At 40.8% G+C, this 26,517-nt stretch carries 19 protein-coding genes and 2 pseudogenes; 6 read left to right on the forward strand and 15 right to left on the reverse strand.

The features are described from left to right. Positions 1–57: 57 nt before the first annotated feature. The 7 genes and pseudogenes from hetF to QUD05_RS20585 all read right to left on the reverse strand — a co-directional run. Complete coding sequence (gene hetF, locus QUD05_RS20555; protein WP_289797681.1) at positions 58–2,562, reverse strand: cell division protein HetF; 2,505 nt, start codon at positions 2,560–2,562, stop codon at positions 58–60. A gap of 2,081 nt (positions 2,563–4,643) precedes the next feature. Next, the gene (locus QUD05_RS20560) at positions 4,644–5,402 is read right to left on the reverse strand and encodes an FHA domain-containing protein (protein WP_289797682.1); all 759 of its coding nucleotides are present in this window, start codon (positions 5,400–5,402) and stop codon (positions 4,644–4,646) included. A 699-nt stretch (positions 5,403–6,101) separates the two neighbouring features. Further along, positions 6,102–7,697, reverse strand: coding sequence for a serine/threonine-protein kinase (locus tag QUD05_RS20565; protein WP_289797683.1), 1,596 nt, complete (start codon positions 7,695–7,697; stop codon positions 6,102–6,104). Between the two features lie 469 nt (positions 7,698–8,166). After that, entirely contained in the window at positions 8,167–8,997 is an 831-nt protein-coding gene (locus QUD05_RS20570) for a squalene/phytoene synthase family protein (protein WP_289797684.1), read from the reverse strand. Between the two features lie 1,008 nt (positions 8,998–10,005). Continuing rightward, positions 10,006–10,449: an acyl-CoA thioesterase gene (locus QUD05_RS20575; RefSeq protein ID WP_289797685.1), complete on the reverse strand. Its 444-nt coding sequence runs from the start codon at positions 10,447–10,449 to the stop codon at positions 10,006–10,008. A gap of 41 nt (positions 10,450–10,490) precedes the next feature. Next, on the reverse strand, positions 10,491–11,078 hold the full coding sequence (locus tag QUD05_RS20580) for a TetR family transcriptional regulator C-terminal domain-containing protein (RefSeq protein WP_289797686.1): 588 nt from the start codon (positions 11,076–11,078) through the stop codon (positions 10,491–10,493). Between the two features lie 160 nt (positions 11,079–11,238). Continuing rightward, a pseudogene (locus QUD05_RS20585) lies at positions 11,239–11,402 on the reverse strand (NADH-dependent alcohol dehydrogenase); the annotation flags it as partial. Positions 11,403–12,050: 648 nt separating this feature from the next. Here QUD05_RS20585 and QUD05_RS20590 point away from each other — a divergent pair. Then, positions 12,051–12,848 (forward strand): sulfite exporter TauE/SafE family protein, encoded by a 798-nt coding sequence (locus QUD05_RS20590; RefSeq protein WP_289797687.1) that lies wholly within the window; start codon positions 12,051–12,053, stop codon positions 12,846–12,848. Positions 12,849–14,136: 1,288 nt separating this feature from the next. On the opposite strand, the pseudogene QUD05_RS20595 reads toward QUD05_RS20590, so the two are convergent. Then, positions 14,137–14,798 (reverse strand): annotated as a pseudogene (locus QUD05_RS20595) (cadmium resistance transporter). 271 nt (positions 14,799–15,069) lie between these two features. Between QUD05_RS20595 and QUD05_RS20600 the strand changes: the two are divergent. After that, entirely contained in the window at positions 15,070–15,780 is a 711-nt protein-coding gene (locus QUD05_RS20600; RefSeq protein ID WP_289797688.1) for a cadmium resistance transporter, read from the forward strand. A gap of 225 nt (positions 15,781–16,005) precedes the next feature. On the opposite strand, the gene cysK is transcribed toward QUD05_RS20600, so the two are convergent. Together cysK and QUD05_RS20610 are read right to left on the reverse strand one after the other, a co-directional pair. Next, positions 16,006–16,968, reverse strand: a complete 963-nt coding sequence (gene cysK / locus QUD05_RS20605) for a cysteine synthase A (RefSeq protein ID WP_289797689.1) — start codon at positions 16,966–16,968, stop codon at positions 16,006–16,008. Between the two features lie 18 nt (positions 16,969–16,986). Further along, the gene (locus QUD05_RS20610) at positions 16,987–17,457 is read right to left on the reverse strand and encodes an RrF2 family transcriptional regulator (RefSeq protein WP_289797690.1); all 471 of its coding nucleotides are present in this window, start codon (positions 17,455–17,457) and stop codon (positions 16,987–16,989) included. A gap of 225 nt (positions 17,458–17,682) precedes the next feature. Between QUD05_RS20610 and cysE the strand changes: the two genes are divergently transcribed. Together cysE and QUD05_RS20620 are read left to right on the forward strand one after the other, a co-directional pair. Beyond that, positions 17,683–18,408 carry a serine O-acetyltransferase gene (gene cysE / locus QUD05_RS20615; protein ID WP_409880231.1) on the forward strand — a complete coding sequence of 242 codons (726 nt, stop codon included), beginning with the start codon at positions 17,683–17,685 and terminating at the stop codon, positions 18,406–18,408. A gap of 348 nt (positions 18,409–18,756) precedes the next feature. Then, positions 18,757–19,347: a Crp/Fnr family transcriptional regulator gene (locus tag QUD05_RS20620; RefSeq protein WP_289797691.1), complete on the forward strand. Its 591-nt coding sequence runs from the start codon at positions 18,757–18,759 to the stop codon at positions 19,345–19,347. Between the two features lie 125 nt (positions 19,348–19,472). Here QUD05_RS20620 and QUD05_RS20625 read toward each other — a convergent pair whose 3' ends face one another. Next, positions 19,473–19,811, reverse strand: a complete 339-nt coding sequence (locus QUD05_RS20625) for an NIL domain-containing protein (RefSeq protein ID WP_289797692.1) — start codon at positions 19,809–19,811, stop codon at positions 19,473–19,475. A 79-nt stretch (positions 19,812–19,890) separates the two neighbouring features. Further along, on the reverse strand, positions 19,891–20,547 hold the full coding sequence (locus QUD05_RS20630; protein ID WP_289797693.1) for an NIL domain-containing protein: 657 nt from the start codon (positions 20,545–20,547) through the stop codon (positions 19,891–19,893). A 596-nt stretch (positions 20,548–21,143) separates the two neighbouring features. On the opposite strand from QUD05_RS20630, the gene QUD05_RS20635 reads away from it, so the two are divergent. Together QUD05_RS20635 and QUD05_RS20640 are read left to right on the forward strand one after the other, a co-directional pair. Beyond that, positions 21,144–21,650: a hypothetical protein gene (locus QUD05_RS20635; RefSeq protein WP_289797694.1), complete on the forward strand. Its 507-nt coding sequence runs from the start codon at positions 21,144–21,146 to the stop codon at positions 21,648–21,650. Between the two features lie 650 nt (positions 21,651–22,300). Next, the gene (locus QUD05_RS20640) at positions 22,301–23,812 is read left to right on the forward strand and encodes a hypothetical protein (protein ID WP_289797695.1); all 1,512 of its coding nucleotides are present in this window, start codon (positions 22,301–22,303) and stop codon (positions 23,810–23,812) included. Between the two features lie 334 nt (positions 23,813–24,146). On the opposite strand, the gene QUD05_RS20645 is transcribed toward QUD05_RS20640, so the two are convergent. The 3 genes from QUD05_RS20645 to cysT form a co-directional block, all read right to left on the reverse strand. Beyond that, a complete protein-coding gene (locus QUD05_RS20645; protein WP_289797696.1) occupies positions 24,147–24,413 on the reverse strand; it encodes an NIL domain-containing protein in 267 nt (88 codons plus the stop codon). A 150-nt stretch (positions 24,414–24,563) separates the two neighbouring features. Then, the gene (gene cysW / locus QUD05_RS20650) at positions 24,564–25,439 is read right to left on the reverse strand and encodes a sulfate ABC transporter permease subunit CysW (protein WP_289797697.1); all 876 of its coding nucleotides are present in this window, start codon (positions 25,437–25,439) and stop codon (positions 24,564–24,566) included. Then, the gene (gene cysT / locus QUD05_RS20655) at positions 25,426–26,286 is read right to left on the reverse strand and encodes a sulfate ABC transporter permease subunit CysT (RefSeq protein ID WP_289797698.1); all 861 of its coding nucleotides are present in this window, start codon (positions 26,284–26,286) and stop codon (positions 25,426–25,428) included. The genes cysW and cysT overlap by 14 nt, the downstream gene beginning before the upstream one ends. Between the last annotated feature and the right edge of the window lie 231 nt (positions 26,287–26,517).

A 26,517-nucleotide genomic window follows, 5' to 3' on the forward strand; every position in this document is an offset into this window, starting at 1 on the left:
ACTCATTACTCATTACTCATTACTCCTTACTCCTTACTCCTTACTCATCACAATATATTACTGTTCTTCGCCTTTTTGCTGAAGGAGCGATCGCCAATCTTCAATCGCCTTCTCCGTCCACAGCCAATTTTTAGCTAATTTATCTACCTGGAAATTTTCTCGGTCGGACTTAAGAACTGTTTGTCGCAATTTGATCGCTTCATTCAGATATTGCGTCTGCTTTCCATTAGATTGACTAAGTGCAGATTTATACAATCCAAGAGCTAAACCAGCATAAGAAGTTAAAGCATCTTGAGGAACTGCTGTATTTCTGGATGTTGAGTTTGTGTTCTGTTCTTTGAGAGCTAAATTCAAAGCCTTGAACCAAGCATCATTGGCGCGATTCAGATTGCCTTCTGTGTAGTAGGCAAATCCCAAAGCGTTATTATACAAAAGCGATTCGGGTTTAGCTTTGGCAGCAGTTTCCCAATAACGACGGGCATCATCGACACTATAGTTATTGTCTCCAGTTTGGATCGACTGCCACGCCAATCTTCCCTTGTAAAAATTCACAGAGGGATCGTCAGCTTGTTTACTAGGAATTAGTTTTAAGGAAGTTTCAGCCGCAGCCAGTGCGCCCCGATTCAGTAGTTCTTCTACAGCCAATAGCCCACCTTGCAAGTCACCCTGGCTCAATTTTTCCGTAGCAGTAGCAGTGACAATTCCAGTGGGTGCTATTCCTAAATCGATATTCGGCTGCTTTTGAATCGGTCGAGAATCAGGTAGAGACTGGGCAGGAATTTCTGGTATTTTAGGCAGTGCTTGGGGGCGATTTTGCCACCACCAATTTAAACCGATCGCAGCGGCGATCGCACTGATCCCCACAACACCCACAATCGGCCACAGTTTGCGGCGACGGGTACGATTTCTTGGCGGGGGTGGTTGCGATTGCGAAAAATTAGAATTTTGCCAATTTTCTTCAAGGTTTCCTGGAGTTGCAGGTGGCGGTGGTGGAACTTCTCCCCACAAATCTGCTGACTCTTCAGAGGAAATGACTTCCTCAGAAATCTGGCTTTGGTGAAGACTATTTTCGCGAATTTGTTGATCCGGTTCAGTTGGAGGTTTTTGGTTATCTAGCTGACGAAACAAATCCGAAACGATTGCAGAATCTTCTTCATAGCTTGGGTCATCATACTCAATTTCATCAACCAGATCGCCCCAAGTATCTTCACCCAGCCAGTCCAACCCAGAAGAGTCCCGCGTCAAACCAGAAGGAATCATGTCTTCCATTCCTAAAGGCATCTCGCTATCATCAGGTATACCAGGGTACATCGTGGAAGTTGCCCCTAAAGGCGAACTATACTGATTCAGCGACTCCGTACTTGCGGATACCTCAGTTTCCTGACTCAGAAAACCGTCAAATTCTGGCTGAAGATATAAAATCGGTAATGCCCAGTACATCTGGAGAGAACCATAAGCAGAAATTAATCCTTGGCGCACCCTACTTACACACAAATCTACTGGATATCCCTGACTCAAGTTGCGGTAAAACAATTGTGTGAGCGTCAATGCCACTTCATCAGGAATCCTTTCTGACATCGCCAAAACGCTTCTAATTCCTCGTTTCACGAGACTTTCCGCTAAGTTTCGTTCGCCAGTATCTCCAGAGGGATTGGACGCTGCTGTGTATGCGCCCAAGCAGGAATTAAACACTGCCATTTGGATATTATTATTGACGAGCAAACCTGCCAAATCGTCTCCAGTCAAGATTTCCGTTAAGCCAGTTCTGCGACTAACAAGATAAATTTCTCCGCCATTTGCGCCTAAATTACTATGACCAGAGTAGTGGAGAACGTGGTATCTGCCTTGTTCTAGGGCTTGCGTCAGTTCTTCCCGCCCTGGTTGGTCTAATACAGTGAGTTCAATTTCGGGGAAACGATTCCGACTTTCACCAGGTCGTGACGTTTGACGGTGAAGTTCCGTTTGTAGTTTAATCGCTTCTTGTTTCTGTAAGTCAAGACGGACTTGATCTGAGGGGGAAGCAATTACCATCAAGACTCTGACACCACCTTGTTCTGGTGGTGTGGGCATATTTTGCGACCGCAAAGGAGAAGCCCCCGAAATTCCACTTTGGAAGCGAGAAAAAGCCACATAAGGCCCAGTAGCCAGAGGGCGATCGCCTGCGTGCATTACTTCCCAAGGCAAACGAGCTAATCTAGTATCTTTTAGCCCCAAGCGTAAGCGTAGTACTTGCTGATGGTTCTGGGCAATACCTTGGGCAGTAATCCAACTATCTCTGAGAGTGCCTTGAAATAGGGCGTTATAAAATTGTTGACCCAACGCCACCAAATTCACAGAGTTTCTGGCGATATCGCTTTCATGGCCACCAGAGGTGAATGGATCTCCCTGCAACACCGAATTCAACGGGTCATTCATCAAATGCCCAGCAGCCATCAACCAATCAGCTATAGGCCAAGTCACCAATTCTTCTGCCAATGGTACCCCAGGCGCGACTTGTTCCGTCCGCACCAAGTAGTCATTTTGCCCTACTGGGGTTACGGAAATATGGAATTCCTGGGTCACAACTTCTCCTGTCCGCCTCCTAAATCTGGTTTGAAACGCGAAAGTTTCAAGTCGATTTTTCGCTTTCTCTGATAATTTAGATGCATCCTGCCCCTGAATGTTTCTGATTCGGTGTCGTTTTGGTTTTTTGCCTTTACAACTTTATCCGGATCGGATTACTTGGGTCTAGAACACTTAATTGGTAGATGCACCTTGATCTTCAACTCCCCTAGTTGGCTAACACCCACTGGGGGTTTTTTTATTTTTGGCAAACAACAGCAACTTCTGACGCAGATATTCTCTACCAGAAAATAGTGCTTAATCCTAGAATACTTGATTAATAGATGGATGTCCCTTGATCTTTAACTCCCCTAATTGAGTTAATATCCACTTTGGTTTTTTTGACACACGATAACAATCAATTTTCTCATAAATTTATCCGGAGCATGGTGGTTAAACCTAGAACATTTAAGTGGTAGATGCACCCTGATAACTAGCTCCCCTGGTTGGCTAACGCCCACTGGGGGTTTTTTTATGAAAATTGAGTCCTATTGATTAACCTGACACACCTATTTTGTCAGGCAGCGCGCCGAGCGTTTAATTGGTAGGTCTGTCTTGATAACTAACCCCTTTGAGGTTGTTCTTTGAGCAACAAATAGTAAAAGCTTCAACCTCTGCTAATTTATCCGGTAGCCACCCATTTATTTTAGAAAAGATTATTGGTAGATGCACCCTGATAACTCACTCCCCTGGTTGGTTAATACCCACTGGGGGTTTTTTCTAGTTACGTCACTGATAGCGATCGCGAATGCGTCTCGTAGAAAAATGTTAGCGAGTCTTTTGCTCCCAGAGATGCTACGCGTAGCTTGCTTTTTCATAGAGGTACGAGCTTTACAGCCCATCGTAGACATCGCCTCTAATTTAGTCCATTTTTCCCGGAAGATGCTAGCTGCCCCTAGAAAAGATTATTGGTAGATGCACCCTGATAACTCACTCCCCTAGTAGGCTAACACCCACTGGGGGTTTTTTTATTTAAAAAATAACTGACCCTGATAACTCACTCCCCTGATAGGTTAACACCCACTGGGAGTTTTTTCTACTACTTGCGTTACCAATAGCGATCGCAAATGCCTCTGTTAGACAAATTTTCGCCAGTCTTTCTCTCAGAGATGCTTTACTTCTCCATAAAGGTACGAGCTTTACAGCCCATCGTAGACATCGCCTCTGATTTAGTCCATTTTTCCCGGAAGATGCTAGCTGCCCCTAGAAAAGATTATTGGTAGATGCACCCTGATAACTCACTCCCCTAGTAGGCTAACACCCACTGGGGGTTTTTTTATTTAAAAAATAACTGACCCTGATAACTCACTCCCCTGATAGGTTAACACCCACTGGGAATTTTTTCTACTACTTGCGTTACCAATAGCGATCGCAAATGCGTCTCGTAGAGAGATATTTGCGAGTCTTTTTCTCTCAGGGATGCTTTACTTCTTCATAGAGGTACGAGCTTTACAGCCCATCGTAGACATCGCCTCTAATTTAGTCCATTTTTCCCGGAAGATGCTGGCTGCCCTAGAAAAGATTATTGGTAGATGCACCCTGATAACTAACTCCCCTAGTAGGCTAACACCCACTGGGGGTTTTTTTATTTAAAAAATAATTGACCTTTGTACAAATTTATCCGGAGTATGGTCTTCAACCTGAGAACACTTAATTGGTAGATGCACCCTGATAACTAACTCCCCTAGTAGGCTAACACCCACTGGGGGTTTTTTTTGCCGTAGACGCGTAGTGGTGAGCCACATAACCGGGAGTACATCACTCTGGTAGATCTTGAGTATCCTCCTGTTGACAGGATAGAGCGTAACTTACTCACTCAATCTCTGAATCGCTTTCTTTTTATTGTGAGCTAGAGATGCTACTTCAAAATGATTGCTATGATATTTAATCACATTCTTAATTTTTTTTATATATTTTGACGAGTTCCCTTTTAACTTTCACTATTTGTCTGCCTCAGCAAAACTTACCTTCTTACTCAGCACAGACTAACAAACTAAATGCCACGCTACCGCTAACAGCACTCCTCAAACAATTGAAAACTGCTAAAAGTTACAATTTTTTAGCTGGTTGGGATTAGACAGTACTTGTGTGGTAAACAGGCGGTCTAAAATTTCTGATTTCTGTTCTGAACTGAAGTTGTCATAAAAATTGTCAAACTTCTCAACTATGCCGAAATTTTTGAAAGCCTCTAAATTAGAATCTGGTTTTTCAATTAGAGATTTTTGTCTATTCTGGGAATAAGTAAGTATGTCTACTGTATGATTATTCTTTCGATACACAAGCTGCATCAATAAATCCATTGCAACAGTTGGCAGAACGCGGTAGGTAGAAGTCACGAAAAAATCAAAAGCCATATTTCCTAGACGGATGCGATCGCCATCTTTGAGCTTAATCGGCCTAACAGCACGATTACCATTCACAAAGGAGCCATTGGTACTGTTGAAATCAATTAAGTAAAAGCCTTGCTCGTCAATATGCTGAATAGCAGCGTGGCGACGAGACAGATGATTGTCAGCAATGCAAATACCACTGGTGCGATTACGACCTATCGTCCAGATTTGTTGTGGCTGTCGTAAACTCTGAGTCTGATTGTCGCCCAAGTTAGTCATCAAATAAACAGCAGCACTATCCACTACACCATGTACGTAACCCGTCGTCTTGACTCTCCTCAACGACGGTTGAGATAGGTTTTCTAGCTGAAGTATTTCATCTAGAAGGCTGCTGTGGTGTTCATACAACTTGAGAAATACTTGATATAAAGTTAATCGCCGTTCTATTTCCGTTTGTGCAAAGTCAGTCATTATACGTAAACCTTATACTACCTGATTTCGGTTGTAATATACATCTCCAGCCGACAACCAGGAATAATTGATTTTTTGCTTTTTGCTGCCATCTGAAAAATTTAGTGGTTTAGGATCATTCTATTTTACAAATTTTAGGTGTGAGATTCCCTGTTATTTATAGCCATAAAAAGCATATAAATAAATATCTTTATAAAATTATTATGATGCTTTATTGTTTATTGTAAATAATCATTTGTTATTTGTAACAGATGAAAATCATAAAGATTTCATGAAGAATTCACAAATATCTACGTATTTCTGCTAGATATTTGGATATTTCTTAATATTGATGAGAGTGATAGCTATGGCTCAACCTAAACATTATACATATTTGGTCAATTCTGAATAAATCTAAGTTTTTATCGAGAATAATCAGGGCTAATTTTCCCAGATATAAGAAAAGTTCAACCTTGTGATTCTGATAAAATGAGTGTTTTAAAATTATTAATAAAAATGGAGAACTTAAAAGCAGGGAGGTTGAGGCTATTCTGCTAATCTCAAATAATTGACTTCAAGAAAAAGGATTCATCCATCAGGATAATCTAGAACCTAATATAGGAAAATATTCGCATAGAACTATGGCGACAAAAGAGGCTATTTCCGATGAATTAGGAAATTCCATCCGTCTATAAGATTGCGGTAGTTCACGCTTTCAAATCATAACAAGCCTCGTTTTCCATTGGGGCGCACAGTCATCCAATTTGTTTTTGCTAGTGCTAGCTGCTCATCAGAAATTTTAGCACTGGTGAGATTAGCACCACACAAATTAGCTCCTCGGAGGTTAGCATTGCTGAGATAAGCATTGCTAAGGTCTGCGCCTCTCAAGTCTGCTCCTTCTAAATCAGCATGGTTAAAGTATGCTTTGCTCAAATTAGCATCTTTAAGATTTGCTCGAGTCAGACTGGCTCTGCCAAAGTCACTATTGTGAAGATTAGCTCCCTGAAGATTGGTTTTTTGCAATTGAGCAGAATGAAAATTTGTTTGAGATAAATCAGCACCTTGCAGATTTAGCAAATTTAAATTGTGTAAGGCAAAATCTCGTCTTCCCTTCAGATAAGCTGTTAATAAACCTTGGGTATCTAACTTCCGCCCAACTTTAGAATTTTGACCTTGTGAACTATTGCTGTTGCTACTGAAAGTCGTTGATTTAGCCATCCCAGAACCCTGGTGTAATCCCGCAGCTTCCGCTGCCTTGGCTCGTCTAGCACGAATCGCTGCCGCTACCTGTGCCACTCCAGTGCTGGTAGCAGCTGGGTTGTTACATAAAACAGCAGAATTTTCCAGGTGGTTATGTGTTCGCTCTTTAGATCCGTTATCAGATTTAATCAGCAAACCCTTTGCTAAACTATCTAAGTATGGTTCTATTTCCAATGCTCTGAGAACTTCTGCCGCTGACTGATAGCGATTACGTACAGACACCTCTAACATTTTTCGTAACACATTGCCCAAGTGATCGCTCACTTGCACAAGCTGCTCCCACATCATCTCGCCAGTGTTGGGATTGTAATCTAAATCTTTAGGAGTTTTGCTAGTCAGTAAATAAATGCATGTTACCCCCAATGCATAAATATCACTGGCGTAGACTGGACGCATAGCCATTTGCTCTGGAGGTGCAAAACCAGGAGTACCAATTGCATACGCAGTTAATGCTGTCTGTCCTGATGGGCCTGTTGCACCTTGGCTGATTTGGTTTTTGACGGCACCAAAGTCGATCAGTACCATTCTGGCATCTTGAGTGCGGCGGATTAAGTTGGCTGGCTTAATATCACGGTGAATCACCTTTTGATCGTGGATGTATTGCAATAGTGGCAAAATCTCGCTCAAAAATTGCTTGACTCCAGTTTCACTCAAGATGCCGTTAAGTTTGACCTCCTCTTGCAAGGTGTCACCACTGATATATTCTTGAATTAAGTAGAATTGCTCGTGATCTTCAAAATAGTCTAACAATCTTGGTACTTGGGGATGATTGCCAATCTTACCGAGAGTTTTAGCTTCTCGCTCAAAGAGTTCTCTGGCCATCTGTAAAACGTGTGGGGCGCTTCCTGATGGGCGTAATTGTTTGATTACGCAACTCGGTTCTCCTGGTAAGCCTTGATCGTTGGCTAGGAAGGTCGCTCCAAAGCCACCCTGACCTAATGGTTGGATCACCTGATAGCGATCGCGCAACAGTAGTTGCGAGCCACAAGACTGACACCTTTGGCTATATACCAAATTTTCTGGATTGGAACAGGTAGGATTTAAGCAGTAGCTCATGCACTCTCAACTCGCTGCACGAATAATCACGGGGAGTGTTATACTCCCTTTCAATTATTTAGACATTAATCAACTCTTGCCAGGTAATTTCTGCTGGAAATCCTTTGAAGAGTTCCTAAAGTTTAACTGAGATTACCTAAAGCGATCGCTAAACAAGATTATTTATTATACTTACATTGGCAAATACTGTTTATGCTGCTTTCTACCAATTCCTAATTCCTAGTCACGCTCTCTCAAGGCTTGTGGCGTTCATCGCGCTATTATCCCATTCAGAAAATCAGCTTTAATCTGGTTTTTGCATGGGAGAATTGGTATTAAAAGGTATTGGAGGGCAGTGCCCAACGCCAGTTACTATATTTGGGGAAACCCCAAGACCGCACTGGCTACCCTACAGAAAGTCGCTATAGGATTTTGGATGCCCAAATTTGGAGGCAATTTAGAATCATCTCCATCAGTCGTTAAGAGATTATTAGCTAGCTTTCATGTTCACACTAGTCAGCTGTTCGATAAGTGCAAAAACATCACTGCGGCTGAGTTTCTCTTTACCATTAGCAAGGGCGTCAAGAGTGCCATTTGCCAAGGTGAAGGGGATTTGACAAAAATCTAAGGCTGGCCCGGTAGGAAGGTCTTTGATATAAGCTTCAGCCAGCCCGATATTGCGTCGGGCATACTCTTGCATATTTTCTGCACTCCAACCTTCTGGGAAGAATTCTACTCCACGCCCCAAATCTTCAGTGTGGTTACGCAGGATATTGACTGCTTGTAAACCCCGACCAAAACCAATCGCCTGGATACGGTTCGTTTGTGTTCCATCATACCAAGTCCATAAATCAGAAAGTAACAGTCCCACTGCACCTGCAACTCCAAAGGTATAACGATCTAAATCAGATTCTGTATAAATTTTCCAGTTTTTTTCTGCCCAATAAGCCATCCGGTCTGCCATTGCAGCAGTGGCATCCCAAATTCGAGGTGCAATGGTGTCTGGTGCTAGCAGTGACCATTCTCTAATCCTCAAAGTGACTTCTGCTAATGAATTCTCATACCCACTAAATCCTGCAAAGAAAGCATCTACCGCAAAACCATCAACTCCTGCTTGCAATGTCAGGCTAATGGTTCTTAACAGCTTGGCTTTAGTAGCATTATCTAGTTCGGGATGATCTTCAATTTCATCAATGGCACGCATACACAAATATGCTGATGCTACTGCTTCTTGCAATCCTGGCGGTAAAACACTAATTGGGATATAAAAAGTTCGGCTAGTTTCTTTGAGGATTTGCAATGCATCTCTACGTAAATTCATGTTTTCACTCCCCACTTGATTTTTGCACCACATGAAGTTTGCAGTTTTTTGATGATACTGGATATAGTTTTGACTAAACCTTAAAAACTATAGACTATAAGATACGCTAGTATTTCATCTAAAAATTGATAGTTTTTGGTATTGCAATTAACAAAACTCTCAAATTTATCAAAGTTTAGTCTAGTATAGAGGTTTTTGGGTGCAAAAGTGTTTGAAGTGTCGTTTGATATAGCTTTCATAAACTTTTAGTATACATATAAAGAATTATGGTAATATTTGGTTGGATATTACGAAATTTTTCCATAAGCAAACATCCATTTTAGCGATTTGAAAGTGCTTTAAGTCTGCGTTAATCTGACTAACAAAGTGTAATTATTGTATATATAAAGACAATTCAGGAAAAGCTGACAACGGATAATAGCATTTGTACATACCTTTGGATGGGTACAGTGGTTTACCGAAGAGTTAGGGTGAGTTAAATTGGACGACATATAAGGCTGCAATGCCTGAGTTCGACTATACCTAATTGATTGGAGTCAGAACGGTCTTGCTGTTCAAAGTGACATAAAGTGACCAAAACTCAGAACAAGAAGTTCCCGTATATTTACGAGATTGACAATAAAAAAGTTGGCTGTTTACCCACTCAACACAATATTTGTGAATATTTGACCTCTCATATCATGTCCGCCTGATTACTTATTAAACCCGAATAACCCCAAAGAGCTTAAGCTACACTTCGTCTCACTGACCGCTTATCTACAGTGCAGACACAAGTCCTAAAAATCTAAGCCTGATGAGGTCATCCTCATTCCCATGCAGAGTATGGAACGAGAAGACAATAGGAAATCGGGCTTTTTTCGACTTATATACACGCTAGCTCCGCTTGCAAAGAGGGTATTAAAGGGAAACATCAATGATTTAGGACTGCTATAGTCCAGATTATGTTTATACAAAAACAAACCGAATAGTCTGTAAAAAATTAAAAAAATATCGAAGTATTCCTAATTATTAAATTTTCTGAATCCCTTGTTGATACTGTAAATATTTTTTCTGTAATTCCTCTGGAATGGGAATAAGACGATTATTTTCCAGACTGACAAAACCACCCTTCTGGCTAGCCACTGCTGCTAACTCATTGTTAGATAAAATTTCAGCTTTCACAGTCCACTTTAAGCGTCCTAAACCACTCAGCCATAAACGTCCAATCACTTTATCAATAATCTTTATTGGACGTTTATATTCAATCTCTGTTCCAGCTAGAATTGGTGTATATCCTTGTTCAATTTGTTGATTGAGTTGCCAATGTTCATCTAAAAACTTTAGACGTAAATCCTCTAGCCATCTGATATACACGATATTACTCACAATTCCCATAAAATCAATGTCGTATGTTTTGACAGGAATTGCTAATACTACTTCTAATGGTCTATGTAAGTTGTTATTTACTAGCATTATTTCTCTTGAGATTTTTTAATACTGCTCGGTCTGTTCAATTAAAGAGAAGTTTTCAAGTATTGATTCAGGTGATTAATTACCCTATGAATATGAATTGAATCTCCATATAGCTTGCTCATCATTATGCCTCCTTCCAGTGTTGCAATTATGATGGTAGCAATTTCATCAGCACTCACTTCAGAGCGAATTTCACCCTTTTCAATTCCTTTTTCAATAATTCGACAAATTAGATGTAGCCAAGAGTTCATTGCTTGTTGAGCACGTTCTCGCAACGCCGGATGAGCATCATCACTTTCCACAGCAGTATTCAGCAGTGGACACCCTCCTTTAATCGGTGGATTTTCTGCGAAGCTACTAAACACCCCAATGATTGCTTGCAGACGTTCTACTGCGTGGTGTTTGCTTCGTAATACAAATCTAGTATGCTGCTTAATGCGAGCGATCGCAAAATCAAAAGCCTGTAGTGCGAGATCATCTTTGCTTTGGAAGTGATTGTAAATTCCTCCTTTCTGCAATCCAGTTACACGCATAATGTCTGACATCGATGAACCTGCATACCCCTGTTGATTAAACAGTTCGGCTGCTTGCTCAAGAATTCTGGTTTTTGTTTCTTCGCCTTTGGACATTACAGCGATTTTGATAGTAGGGAGTTGATTGAATTGAAAATTGCTGTAAATTAAATATTACCGACCGAATGGTCTGATTTAAAATATCATGATAGTTGCTTGTAAGTCAATATTTTTTCAACACTGAGTAAAGAACTAGGCATTGGCTATAGCCAAAGTTTGCCAATGCAGACTTCACCTGGTTATAGACGCCGTTAGTTTTGATGCTACCCCACCATAATTAATCAGGATTTTGGCATTACCAGGAATTTCAGCAGCAATGTTGGCGATTTGACCTTTGCCAAACAGAATTTTGACTTGATTGCAAAAAACAAAGTTTTCCATGAGTCATTAAACTAGGGAATCGAAATTGACCTTGAGTATTGTAATCACTTTCAGGATGTTGCCTAATTGCAGCATAATGCGATATATCGCGTCTCTACAAAGTTTGGAATTATCCTTATGCTTACTAACTTGTAGGTAAATTTTTGAGCAACCAGTCCGTAGGGAGTTTGACTGACTGCGGTGTATTATCCAGATAATGAGCGATATACAACGCGAATACGCTGGACGTNNNATCATACTTACGAGTAAAATACGGTAAGTACATAGTCTTACGAGATTTTATATGTAAAACCGCAGAAAACCTAGTAGAAGTTGAATTTGGCAGAACGACTGANNNATAAGCAGTTATCAAAGTCTGCTTGAGCTAAACGCCAGTCGTCATGCTTACAAAAACTTCCACACAGGTTTTGAGTTGTCCAGGAATCCTTGAGAAACGCAATAACTTGTCATAACTAGCCCTGTCTACCACTGGGCTATAGATTTGGCTGAGTTTCTGCTCTCTAACTGCTCGTAGTTAAGTCGGTGAACAGTTATTAAGGCTTCGTTTGGGAAATTAATCAACCCTTACCGACGCTGCTCACTTATAGAAGTGGGAGACTCAACAGGACTTTGATAACTGATAACTAATTGTTGAAACCCCCGAAGAGTATGCACTATCTATTACTACCGTTCTTAAGCTTTTTTGTTGGAATCATCGTTGGTTTGACGGGAATTGGTGGAGCGTCTCTCATCACCCCAATGTTGATTTTTATTTTTCAGGTTCCGCCTTCTATCGCTGTGAGTTCTGATGTTGTGGCCGCCACTTTGATGAAAATTGTTGGTAGCGTCAAGCATTGGGAACAGAAAACCCTCGACACAGAAGTTGTCAAATGGCTGGCATTTGGGAGTGTTCCAGGTTCATTGTTCGGAGTGGGGATTTTGCACTTCATTAAACATACAGGTGAATATAGCCTGGATAATATCTTGCTCCGTTTGCTTGGCGGGATGATTTTGCTAGTCACTGTGTTAGCACTAGTGCAATTGTTGTTATTGACTTTTTTCCCCAAATTTAATTTACCCGAACTGCCAAAGTTAGACTTAGAAACTAACTTTGGTCGCTTCTTAACAATCACATTGGGAGCAATTTTAGGCTGTTTTGTCGGTCTAACTAGCGTCTCATCAGGTTCAATGTTTGCCCTAGTGCTGATTGGGTTTTTCCGCCTTGATGCACGAAAGTTAGTGGGTACAGATATTTCACACGCAGCGATTTTACTGCTGTTTACAGCCCTTGGTCATCTTAGCCTGGGAACAGTTGATTGGAGTTTGGTACTGCCTATATGGCTAGGCTCTGTGCCTGGGGTGTTACTAGGCGCTAAAATCTGCCAGGTAGCTCCGCAACGCCCACTACGGTTTATTATTTATGCCATTTTGATGATGGTAAGTTGGAAATTGGTTCATCAGGTTTAACAGGACTCAATAATAGAGTGTGGTTGTAAAAGTTTTTTGCTCCTTACTGACTCTCCAAAAAGACAGCACCGAGATTAGGTGCGGCTAAATCTATCCCTCCGTTCGTTCCAGTATTCGTAGGAAAACAAGAATTAGCGACATTCAGCAGTGTTTTGGGAGTGCAAGTAACATCAGGGGCAAACAGCGAGTAGCCGTAGACTTTTTTTCCTTGCGACACGAGTTCGTCGGTGCGAATCAGAAGATCTCCTAAAACTTGATTCGGTGGAATAGTGAGTGCAGGGTTTATGGGAATTTCCCGATTATTTTTGGCAGCATTGTTCAGGAAATAATATTGTGGAATGGGGTCTTGTAACGGTGTTTTACCCCAGGTGGAAGCTGCTATCACGTAAATCGGCCCATAGGAAGTAGGATTTCCATGTTTATCCACACTTGTAATCGCCGCAATACCGAAACCATCGTGTCCAGTAGGTAATCCACGCTCGAAGACGGTAAAGCGAATTTTATTACTCGCCTTAACAGGTCTAACCAGTACAAAGTCAAGCCGCTCGATACTAGCGTTACCGTTGTAAGGTGTGCCGCCTAAATTTGCACCTATGTTAGTAAAAACGTTATCTGGGCCTGCCAAGATATTGTTAATACTAAATAGCGTTTTTTCTGGAAGTGGGCCTAAACTGAGAAAGTTAAAGGTCTTAGACGAGGAGTCGAAACTGCCTCTGTAGTAAGCTAGCTTTCTGTCATCTGTAGTGGGATTACGGCGAATCTGCACAAAAGCAGGGATGGATCTAAATGTTGTGCTACCTTCTGTGGTTGTCAATCCTGTAATTGATTCAATTTGNCCCCCGAAGTTGAGAGTAAAAGTATTGCCTGCAAATTCGCTGTCACCTGCAACTTTGGTAATAGATATAGTAGGAAACGAAGCAGTGTCAGTAGTAATTGAAGTGATATCTTCTCCGATTATCTGCGCTTGTGCTGAGTTAAAGCACAAAAACGGGGCAATCATTGAAATCAGACAAAAAACAGGTTGAATGCTTGGGCAAAAACGGATATAACTGTGCCCAATCGCAGAGATCATGGAGTATTGCATGATACAGCTTCCAATGATTGAAAAAATCATTGTTCATTATATTGATGTTAAAAATACGTTTTGGTTAAGAATTGGTAAACAAAAAGTTTTTCTCTGAACATCGAACACTAAGGATTTTGTGCGTATTTCTATAACAAATTTTAGATTTAAGATTGGAACTTTCATCGTTGAATCTCAAATCCAGCATTCAATATGCAACGTTGATTAACTTCTCACCCAAGGTAGTAGAGTGAATGTACCTCGTTCATACATAATGAACAGACCCAAGCCAATTAACACAAAAGGTACAACAGCTTTACCGTAGCGACTTAAAATATTAGCAATGGTAGGTTGACGGCTTAAAAAATAAGCGATCGCACACCAAACCCCTACCATGATAAAAAATATACTTAAAATTACTCCCAAACTAGCAAGGTCATGACCAGCGAACAAAGGGATATATATACTAATATTGTCACCACCATTTGCGATCGTTACTGCTGCCACTTTATAGGTTTGGGGGTGCAAAATACTCAAAATAAAAGATAATACTGGGTTCGTAGGTGTAGGCTCTCTAAAATCACTACTGACTGTCTGAAGTGTGATCGTTTTTTCTTTTCTAGATATTAATTGCTGAATACCAATTGCTATTGGTAGTAGTCCTAGCAATCCTATCCATTCCCGTTGTACAACCAATCCACCAAAAAATCCTGGTAAGCTGGCGATGATAATGGCTGTAAAACCCAGATATTGACCGAGTAAGATATGCCGCCGCCGAAAGTTAACATCTACCTGTGAAAAAAAATTAACAAGATAATGATGTCATCTATGTTAGTGGCGATGAAGGCAATTATCCCTTCACTGAAAGCTGTCCCTAGCTGACTCATACTGGATTTTTAGAATCTACGATTTACCACCATACCAAATTCACTCATTCGTAATTCGTAATTCGTAATACTTCGACTACGCTCAGTACAAGTTCGTAATTCGTAATGACGCTCGTTTCTTGCTACCGCTACGCTAACGTAATTCGTAATTATTGACGAAATACTCGCGCGTCATTATCAATCACGAATTATTTTAACCTTCTGGTACAACTTAGATTTAAAATGACACAGTAATTATTACTGACTCCTCAATTCTTCTTTATCTTAAAATATGAACGAGTTAGTTACTGCAATTACTACAGGGGCAATCGCGTTCATTGCCACTAACATTGATGATATTGTCATTTTATTATTATTTTTTTCTCAAATCAATGCTAACTTTCGCCCCCGGCATATAGTTGCTGGTCAGTTTCTCGGTTTTACAGTTCTGTTAATCCTTAGTCTTCCGGGTTTGTTTGGTGGGTTAGTTTTATCAAAAAACTGGATTGGATTACTTGGTTTACTACCAATGTCCATAGGTATCAGTAGCTTAGTGAATCGGGAAGAAGATTCATCAAAAGAAATTATAGCTACCACAGAAGAAGCTGAAGCATCAACAATTGCTAGCTTNTTTTCTCCCCAAGCTTATAGTGTGGCAGCCGTTACAATTGCCAATGGTAGCGATAATATTAGTGTCTACGTGCCTTTATTTGCTAGCTGCAACTTAGAGAGTTTTTTGGTAATTATCGGATTATTTTTTCTCTTGTTAGGAGTTTGGTGCTACGCTGCATATAAATTAATTAACAACAGATTTATAGCTGAACTATTTACTCACTACGTTAATAATCTTGTGCCTTTCGTTCTGATCGGATTAGGCATTTTTATTGTATTAAAAAGCGAAGCTTTAAGTCCAATAAAGCTAGCTGCTAGTAGCATCTGTTTGATAATTTTGGTGAAAAATAATGAAATTACCGATNNNATTGGCGAAAATTCTAGTAAATGAATGTAAGGAGTAAGACGGGCGTGGCGGAAATTTGCGAAAGGAAGGAATCAGGATTAAATAACTCCCCAAACTGTAAGGAAGGGCAGATTTGACGATCTAATTAACAGTTGCGCAACTATATCGAGGAAACCCGCCCCTATCTAATCCTGGAACTTATTTAATTCAAGATTCTAAGTTGCCTCATTAAGAGTCTTATCCTGAGAATGCTTACTTAACTATAAGAAATCAAACTTTACTCAACCACTCATTCTCCTCTGGGTCTTTGAATAGTGAGGTACTGAGGTAGCGTTCGCCAAAGCTAGGCTGCACCATGACGATGAGGCGACCTGCATTTTCTGGCCGTTGTGCCACTTGAATAGCTGCATATAAAGCAGCGCCAGTCGAAATCCCCGATAGCAATCCTTCTTCTTTTGCTAGGCGACGGCTGTAAGCGATCGCTTGCTCATCCGCTACCTGGATCACTTCATCTACCACATCTGGACGGTAAATTGCTGGGACAAATCCCGCGCCGATACCTTGAATTTTGTGAGGTCCTGATTTACCACCTGCTAATACCGGACTGTTGCTTGGTTCAACTGCGATCGCTTTAAAACTCGGCTTCCGTTTTTTAATAACTTCTGAAACTCCCGTAATCGTCCCACCAGTACCCACTCCCGCCACGAGAATATCTACCTCTCCATCGGTATCATTCCAAATTTCTTCGGCTGTGGTTTCGGCGTGAACTTTCGGGTTAGCCGGGTTGCGGAACTGCTGCAACATATAGGCATTGGGCGTTTTAGCTACAAGCTCCTCTGCATGAGCGATCGCTCCTCGCATCCCTTCTACCCCTGGTGTTAACTCTAGTTGAGCGCCATAAGCTTTGAGCATGGATCGTCTTTCGTGGCTCATTGTGTCAGGCATCGTTAGAATGAGATGGTACCCCTTAGCGGCTGCCACCATCGCTAGCGCAATTCCTGTATTTCCAGAAGTCGGCTCTACTAAAACAGTTTTTCCGGGGTGAATCAAGCCTGCTTCTTCTGCCGCTTCCACCATACTCGCGCCAATCCGGTCTTTCACAGAAGATGCTGGATTCATGCTTTCTAGCTTCACCACAATCCGAGCAACCGCTCCTGAAGCTTGGGGAATTTTGTTTAATTGAACTAAAGGAGTTCGGCCGATTAACTCTGTGATATCTTTCGCTATCCGCATGTGGGTACTCCGTCGTGACTAAATATAATACATTGGACTCTGCTGGGCGCGAGTTTCTCTTTCCTCGCACAAGTCTTGGAGTGTATAACGACCCAAAACTTCTATCGAGGCAGCGTTAGCTTGCTCCCAAACTTCATAAACCAGAGTCTTTTCCAGAGTCGGAGAGTTAGAGGTATCTTTCTCTTTCCGCTCGCCTTCAACCAAAGTGACAATTTCAAGTATTGTAATCTGCCAAGGTTCCCGAACTAAAACGAAACCTCCTTTAGATCCGCGTTGACTCTGCACCACACCAGCACGCCGGAGGTTGGTCAAAATTTGTTCCAGATAGCGCTCAGGTATGGGTTGCTTGGCAGTAATCTCGCTCATGGTTAAAGGAAGTTTTTTTCCGTGGTGGCTTGCCAGTTCTAATAGTGCCAGCAATGCGTATTCCACTTTGGAAGACAGATCCAAGAGAGCGTAGTTTTGGCTATTCAACACTGTACTCAACATACTACGGTGAATTGAGAGACATATCGCAGTTTATGCGAAATTAATTTTTTTCAACTGTGGAATGTGATAGCATCCCACTTATTATCCACAAAAACACTATACTCTATCGAATTACCGTAGATTTTGATATTACACAATTCCCATAAAGAACTCGATCTTTTTCTGGGAATTATCCTGAGTTTCTGTTTTCAGAGCCTCACCTACCAACAAAAATCTCAACAGAGTATGCTAATAACTGATTTGCGAACCATTTTTGAGCGTGATCCAGCAGCCCGTAACTGGCTAGAAGTATTGTTCTGTTACCCTGGACTCCAAGCTCTAGTGTTTCATCGATTGGCGCACTGGCTCTATAAAATTGGAATTCCGTTCATACCAAGATTCATCTCTCATATTAGTAGGTTTTTAACCGGAATTGAAATTCATCCTGGGGCATTAATTGGCCAGGGAGTGTTTATTGACCACGGTATGGGAGTAGTGATTGGCGAGACTGCGATCGTGGGCGACTATGCTCTGATTTATCAAGGTGTCACCCTTGGCGGGACTGGGAAAGAAAGCGGTAAACGCCATCCAACTTTAGGCTCTCATGTGGTTGTGGGAGCGGGTGCGAAAGTATTGGGAAATATTCAAATTGGCGATCGCGTCCGTATCGGAGCTGGTTCTGTAGTGCTACGAGATGTCCCCAGTAACACTACTGTAGTTGGGATTCCAGGGCGCGTAACTCGTCAGAATAACTCGTCTAGCAGCGTTCTGGATCATGATAAAGTCCGCGACGTAGAAGCTGAGGTAATCCGCGCTTTATTTGAACGTGTCAAGGCTCTAGAGAAACAGTTCGAGCAGTTGGAACAATCTAGTTTGTCTCCAACTGAACTTGGAGACGAACAAACCAATAACCCTAAAAGCAAAAATTCTGATGGGATGATTGAAGATTTTCTTGATGGTGCGGGAATTTAGGGAATGGAGGGGGAGAGGTGACAGGTGACAGTTGACATCCTCACCGACCTAAAGGCGCGGTGATTCTGGAGTAATGAGTAACAAGTAATAAGTAATGAGTAAATACCCATTTTTCATCCACTATGAAACTCATTACTCCTTACTCATTACTTTAAAGCATTGCGTGAAGCACGGGGCTTCACACCCAAATATGTGGTGATAGGGAATTATCTGTACCCTGTAACCTTTACCCTGTAACCTATTCCCTTCTTCACTCCCCACTCTCCTCTTTAAAATATCCATAGGTTCTTATAACCTGATATAAATGTAATACTACGGTTAATTTATCGGAGAATAGTTTTATATAATATGCTGTCTTTGTACACAAACTTATCTAGTTCAAGCAGTAACAATACTAAGCAACTTTTTGCCCGTAGGTCATTTCTGCCAGAGCATCATAATGACCTTTGGAAGATTGAAACGGGTTTTGTGAGAACTTTTAGCTATCTAGAAGATGGTACAACCGTTGCTTTAGGATTGTGGGGCCCTGGAGATGTCGTTGGTAAGAGATTGTCAAAATTAGAACCTTATCAGATGGAATGCCTAACCAAAGTGGAGGCAACAGTTTTACCTGTAGAGGAGTGGACTGAACTAACAGAGACTCTACTGGCCCATATCCAACAGGCTCAAGAATTGATGATTATTCGTAGCCATAAAAAAGTGGATACTATGCTCATCAAGCTGTTGGCATGGTTATCCAAAAAGTTTGGTTCGGAAGTTGAGAAGGGACGTTTAATAGATATGCGTCTGACTCATGAAGACCTGGCGGAAATGCTCGGTTCAACTCGTGTGACTATCACTCGTGTTCTTGGGCAGTTTGAGCAAGAGGGCTTGATCGATCGTCTCTCCTTACATCGAATTGTCTTAAAAGAAGAAGAAATTTGGTACTACGAAATTTAAATTACAGCAGATTTCAAGGAAAGTGAGGTATACAAGCTAAGTCTGTTACCCAGGTATAAAGCGTGTTTTACTCCTGTTAGCGCAGCGGGGCGTAGCCCATTCTGTATTCTGAATTCTGCTGTATTTCAGTAAAACCAGCTATCGCCGTCAGCATTCGGCTTACCCACAATTCTAAGATTCAGGGATTCTAGGTAAGCTAAACCGCGAGAAATTTGTGGCACTGTTCCCCGCAGTTCGATGTCAAAGCATCCTTCTTGATCTGTATTTGGTTGTAGCATAGCCCTGGTAATATTAACCACCAAGCCACAAGTAGAAATTAACTGCGAAATCACGGGCGCTTGCAGATAGCATTTGGGAATATGTATTCGCAGACGAATCTGAGTGACTTGGCTTTTTTCAGAAACTGAAGAAACCAGTGATAATCTGTTTTGGGAATTGGTTTTTTGGTTATTTAGTACTGACATTAGATAGTGATGATTTTATTAATTAGCGTAGGCGTAGCCCGCACTTCGGCTCATTTCGGCTACGCTCAATGACCAACGCTCAGTGACCGTCGTAGACATCGCTATAAACGCTAGACAAATCCAGCCAAATCGGTAGTCCCAGTTTTTCTAAATAACTCAAGCTAGAGTAAAGTTGCTTTGTTCTCCCCCACAAATCCAAGTCAAACCAGCCGTCATCTTGCGTATCGGGTTGAAGTATAGCACTGGTAATATTGACCGTTAGTCCATAACGAGAAACTAATTCGGAAATCACTGGTTCTTGGTAATAAGATTTTAAGACACACAGTTGTAAGCGCAATCTATTGGTTTGACCCAGAGAAATCCATTGCTGGAATTGTTCTTGCCATTTATTTGTCAGCCATGCAGAGTCTTTGGGACTCAGTTTGGTAGCTGGATTTGGGAAAGGTAGAGTGTGGTGGTTGGGTTGAATTTGGTTAGCGATCGCTAGTTGTAGCAAATTCACTCCCAATCCTTGCAAGTAAGATAGGCTATTTGTCAGTTTTTGGGGATTTCCTGAAAGTTCCAAATCAAACCAGCCATCGCTGTCATGGTCAGATGTCAGGGATGCAGCTTTGATATTGAAAGTTAAACCATAACGAGACACCAGCCGAGAAATTATAGGTTGCCTATTATACCGTTGAGGCACAAGAATTCGACTGTGGACTGAAGCAGGTTCTACAGATTTACTCTCAGACATCAGATTAATTCCCAATAGCGATGCCTACGGTTTATTAAACTACGGTAACTGTATCGATTTAATGAACTAAATTGTTATGTAAAGGAAAATATCACAAAGTTAATAAAAAAGCAATCAGCAAATTAACGTAAATCAGGAGCAAGTTATGTAGAGTACTTGACGTTAAACGAAGTGAGACTTTATTCTATCTGTCTCTTCGGTGATATCGTCATTATTATCTTGGAATCAAAACTGAACGCATCCTTTTTACCCAACCTCACCAAAGCGCGTTGCTCCCGTTCCATGATCCTGTGAGAGAATAAGTTACACATAGCTTTTAGGGACTTACACGAATAAACCTAAATATCACCTGACCCTCCAACTGTGGAATGTCGTTTACAAAATTTAAGTTTTAATAAGTATTGTATTTATTCACTAGTTCCTTACATTCTTTTTCTAATATTAAGCATCAAGATTGAGGCGCTCAAGTATTGCATTAATTATCTTGAGAATTCACCACTTTAAACAACTTTAACAATATGAGTACAATCTATATGAACTTTAAAAAATTTGGTGTATTACTGTCTATATCTACAATTCTTGGAATGAACGTTATTATGACCAAGACTTTGGCTCACGATTTACCTAGTATTTCTTTTGGAGCAATAATAACGTCTGGATGTAGTGTTACAAATACGCTTCCTGGATCTGTCACTAGTACCTTACCCATCGCCTTGGATCAAATCAGTGCAAGCGAGGGTCAGCGTCAAAGGTGTATTTTACGTGCCCAGACTTTTATTCCTAGTGGTTTCTTCGTTGAAGATATACAGATACTGTACCAAGGAAGTACTACAGTTAATTCAATGAGTAAAGGTGCTAGCTTAAGCAGAACCTATAGCTTTAGTGGTGGTGCTCTTGGTCAAACCATATCTCCGATTAAAACTACCAAGTTTACATCTAACGGTTCTAATGGATTTGCGGAGCAAGATGGTATTACTGTTCTATCTACTTCATGTGGTGGAGAAGGACTATTAGGTATTAATATAATTGCACAATCATCACTAGGAAGTTCTATAGACATCTCCAAAATAGTAATATTTTCTGGTAAGCTGTCACGTTGCTAAATTTAATAAACTGCATTACTTTAATTTTTAGCTCCCATTTAATCAGACCACCTTCATTAAGCAATTTACTCCACTGATTTGCCAGATATTTACCGATTGATGTTGGGGAATCGCCTCATAATAATACCGCCCTTTTTTTATCAACCGAAAGTCTGCGGCTTTCCTGGTATGTTTTAGCGTGAATTAAGATGGGATTATCCAAAGTTTTTGCCTCTTAGAAATCCTATGCACCTCTTTACATCCGACTTGTGTATACACGGTAGCAAAGAGCGGGAGGAACAAAAGAAATGCATATTGCGTTACAAGGGCGCAAGGAGAGAAATAGCTTTTCATTGCCAATAACCGCAGCTTTACGGACGGATACCACTACCGCCACAAAAATTAAACCCTTTTAATACTTAGTTAAATTAAAGACATCAACAAGGACGAAAGCAAACCTCTCGGACGATATGAGCAATCCACGCGCAACGATGTGGGACTTGGTTGGTACTAGAGCTAATTATTAATAAACTGACAGATCATTGCTGGCGCGATCGCGAAAACTTTAAACTTTAAGTTCATATCCTAAAATTACCTTCTTCTTTTCACTGTTAGGATATTAATCAGCATAAGATAGTCGGTTAATTTTTGATTATAAAGTATAAAGTTTGATGATTAATATTACTAAATTCAATAAAATTGACTTTCTCGTTTTGATTGGGATTGTGATTATTGGTCTTATACATTTACCTTTTCCATTTGACGGAGATCAAGCATTTTTTAGGCTTGGTGCTTTAGAAATGCAACAAGGAAAGTTACTCTATCGTGATTTTTGGGATGTGAAGCAACCGGGGATTTTTTGCTTTTACTTTTTAGCGGGAAGTTTATTTGGTTTTAATGAGATTGGCATCCATCTCTTTGAACTTATTTATATGGTGTTTCTGTCTATAATATTGTTGCTGAGTCTCAAAAGCTATTTTCAGCATCCGATAATCGCAAGTCTAGTACCTTTGCTAACGGTTGGCGTTTATTATACTGTTTCACAGCCTTGGCATCTGACTCAAGTAGAGGCACTGGTTAGTTTGCCTTTATTTACTTGTGTTTGGTTGACTTCTCAATCTTTTCAATATGAAGGTAGAAAAAGATTTTTTCTACTTTTACTATCAGGCTTTATTGGTGGAATTGTCATCACATTTAAATTAATACTTTTGTTAATATTACTTTCTTTTTGGATAACTCTTTTAATCTATTCTGTGCTAATCAAGCGGGAGCCAATTCAAAAAGTATTTGTAGAAATCTTTATTCCCATTTTTATGGGGATTATATTTCCTATTTTATTTATTGTTAGTTATTTTGCCTGGTTTAATAGTTTACCAATTTTGTATGAGACGTTTTTTTTATATCCACCTCGGATTGTTGCTAATTCCCAATTTAACCCAAGTGGGCTTTTTGCAGGAATCAAATGGTTCTTAAATAATTTTTACCCTCTAATTTTAGCCGCTACTGTTGCAGTAGATGTATCATTGCGTAAGTCTAAGAATATATTGACTTTGCTACTCGTGATTTGGTGTATTTTTGCTTGGGGTGTGATTGCTCTACAACGTGGGGCATTTTGGGAATACCATTATTTACTATTCTTTGTACCTTTAGGTATTTTAGCTACTAAAGGATTAGATGTTTTATGGGAGTCTTTAAAAGAATTGAGTTCCCCATTTACTACAATTCTACTGATATTTTTGTTTTTCTTCCCTTTATCGCACACTCTGCTAAAAAAGAGTGTTGTTCTAGTTAATAATAACTTTGCTTTAACTGAAGATACACGATTTAAATATCAGGCTGTTTTTAGAGAAAAATATCCGTCTCTTCGTTCAGAGGCTGAATTTATCTCCCAAGCAGAAAGTCTTCCTGGTAAGATTTATGTAGCTGGCGATCCATCTATTTACTACTTTTCTAATCGGACTCAGGCAACATCACTACGTGGTTGGGCACTTGAATATTTTCTACCTGAGCAATGGACAAAACTTCTAGAAGAGTTAGATTCATCTAAGCCTCCTTATATCTTTATTGATTATATTCAGCAGCCTACTATCAACAAAAATTTTCCAAAAATGCTGGAATTTCTTGAAGGAAAATACCGTATTTTACGTCAAAATAATAACGGTACTTGGTATACCCTTTTGTAAAAAAAACACTACAGCAATTCTGAATCATTCATGATAAACAAGATCCCCGACAACTTTTACGAAGTCGGGGATCTGCGGGTTGCAATTCTCTTAAAACCAGATAAATAAACTGTTTGTGTTGCTATAGGACTCATATAGCAATCCTAAATGAGTTGTGAAAATGTGCGATGTCCAGATCCCCGACTTCTCGAAGAAGTCGGGGATCTAATTTTTCACGAATGATTTAGGATTGCTATATCTGATTTCTGAACAAGATTTCAGATAAAACCCTGAGAAAATGGGCTTTTCAGTCTCAGTATGCTTTCAGAAATCAAATCGGAATTCTATATAACCCTTACCAATCGCTTGCTTTAGTATCATCCCAAACTTCCAATTCCAAATCGCGGAGATAAGTTAACCCGCTTTGGATTTGTGCATCTGTTCCTTGTAGTTCAAGATCAAACCAACCATCTCCGACAGCATTGGCTCCCAAAATCGCTGCCGTGATATTCACAATCAGTCCGTAGTCAGACACCAGGCGAGAAATAACAGGTTCCTGGTGATAATCTTTAGGAATTCTGAGTCGAATCCGTTTATTGGTAAGTGTATTATCAGTAGCCATATCTTAATTATTTCAATTCCTGATCGGGATTGGTACAGAACTACTCTTAACCCTAACGGTAATTTCCTGATAGGTACTAAGTAGATCGTACCATGTCCCATGATTTGCTTGTATCCTATTTCAAAAGATAACTACAATTGCTTGATTTTTCTATTCAACATCTTTAATGCGGGTTTTTCGTTCTAGAATCTCCTTCAGCACCAAGGTTACTACTGCTAGCAACGCTAACAGTACAGCCGCAGAGAAAGCCGCTTCAGTTTCGTATTGTTTGTAAGCGTCTTCTACAAACAGTGGTAGGCTCTGGGTTTGGTCAGCAATGTTACCAGAGACGACGGAAACCGCTCCGAATTCACCCATTGCTCTGGCATTGGTCAAAATTAAACCATAGAGTAAGCCCCAACGGATACTAGGTAGAGTGACGCGCAGAAATATCTGCCAATCTTTTGCACCTAGTGTTCTAGCAGCTTCTTCTTGATCCTTACCAAATTCTTCTAAAACAGGAATCACTTCCCGCGCCACAAAGGGCATACTCACGAAGGCTGTAGCCAATACCATACCTGGAAAGGCAAAGATTATCTTGATATCATGGGCTTGGAGCCAAGGGCCAAACCAGCCATTCCGGCCGTAAAGTAGCACAATCATTAATCCTGCAACTACGGGCGAAATCGAAAAAGGCAGGTCAATAATGCTCAAAACTATGGCGCGTCCTGGAAATTTGTTACGAGCGATCGCCCAAGCTGCACATAAACCAAATACCGTATTTAAAGGTAGAGAAATCACAGCTAACAACAGTGTCAGCCAAGCTGCATGGATAAAATCTGGTCGCGTCAGGTTGGACAGAAATGGCCCAACTCCTTTGCTGAAGGCTTGGACAAAAACGTTAATTGCCGGGATATATTGAACTAGGGCTAAATAGGCGATCGCTATCCCAATCAAAACTATTGGCACCCAACTCTTCTGCTCTTTCGGCTTGGCTGTATGTGTCTCAGATACAAATGAGTGAAAACTTGGCTTATCTAGTGTCATATCGCCTTGCCCATGCTTGTAAGAAATTAATTGTCAATAGCAGTACCAAGGAAATTGATAGTAAAACTATGCCAATTATTGTTGCACCAGAATAGTCATACTGCTCTAACCGTTGGAAAATCAGTACAGGTGCGATCAAATCTTGATAGGGCGTATTGGAAGAGATAATCACAGTCGAACCATACTCTCCAACTGCACGAGAGAAACCCAAGGCAACACCAGTCAAAATCGTCGGAAATAAAGGCGGCAAAATCACCTTCCAAAATGTCTGCCATTGAGAAGCACCCAGACACCAAGCGGCTTCTTCGATTTCATGTTCCATTTCCTGAAGCACGGGTTGCACAGTTCTCACAATAAAAGGTAGTGAGATAAATATCATTGCCACTGCTACTCCCGTGCGGGTAAAAGATACCTTAATTCCCAGTGGTGCTAGTAGCGAACCTAGCCAGCCATTATCGCTGTAAACTGTTGCCAAGGTTAGCCCTGCTACCGAAGTTGGTAGTGCAAAGGGTAAATCCACTGTGGCATCGATCACGCGTTTGAAGGGAAAGTCGTAGCGAACTAGAACCCAAGCAATCAGAGTTCCAAATACGCCATTTAGTAAGGCAGCAAATATTGCTGTAACAAAAGTTACGTTGTATGTTGCTAGTGCGATATCACTGGTTGCGATCGCCCAAAACCTAGATGGAGGTTCTGTAGCTGCTTTCAGGAACATAGCAGCTATAGGGACAAACAACATCACCGTCAGGTATGCAATGGTAATTCGCCAAGTCCAAGGAACTTGCCCCAATCTCTTCCAGAATGGCGTTTTGCGTTCAACTTCCACAGAAGGAGATACAGATGTCATAGTGAAAAATTCAAAATTTAAAATTCACAAGCAGCTTTTTGGCAGTGTTCGTAATTGCTAATGACGCTCTCTACGAGACGCTAAAAGCGTAGCTTGCTTCTCTGAAAGAGTACGCGGACTCGCTACCGCTACGCTAACGTAATTCAAGCACAGACCAACTACTTTTAATTCTGGAGAAAAGAAAGTTGTGGGATCATAAATTACGAATTACGAACTTGTACTGAGTTTCGA

The sequence above is a fragment of the Nostoc sp. GT001 genome, assembly GCF_030382115.1.
In the GTDB taxonomy this organism is placed as follows: Bacteria; Cyanobacteriota; Cyanobacteriia; order Cyanobacteriales; family Nostocaceae; genus Nostoc.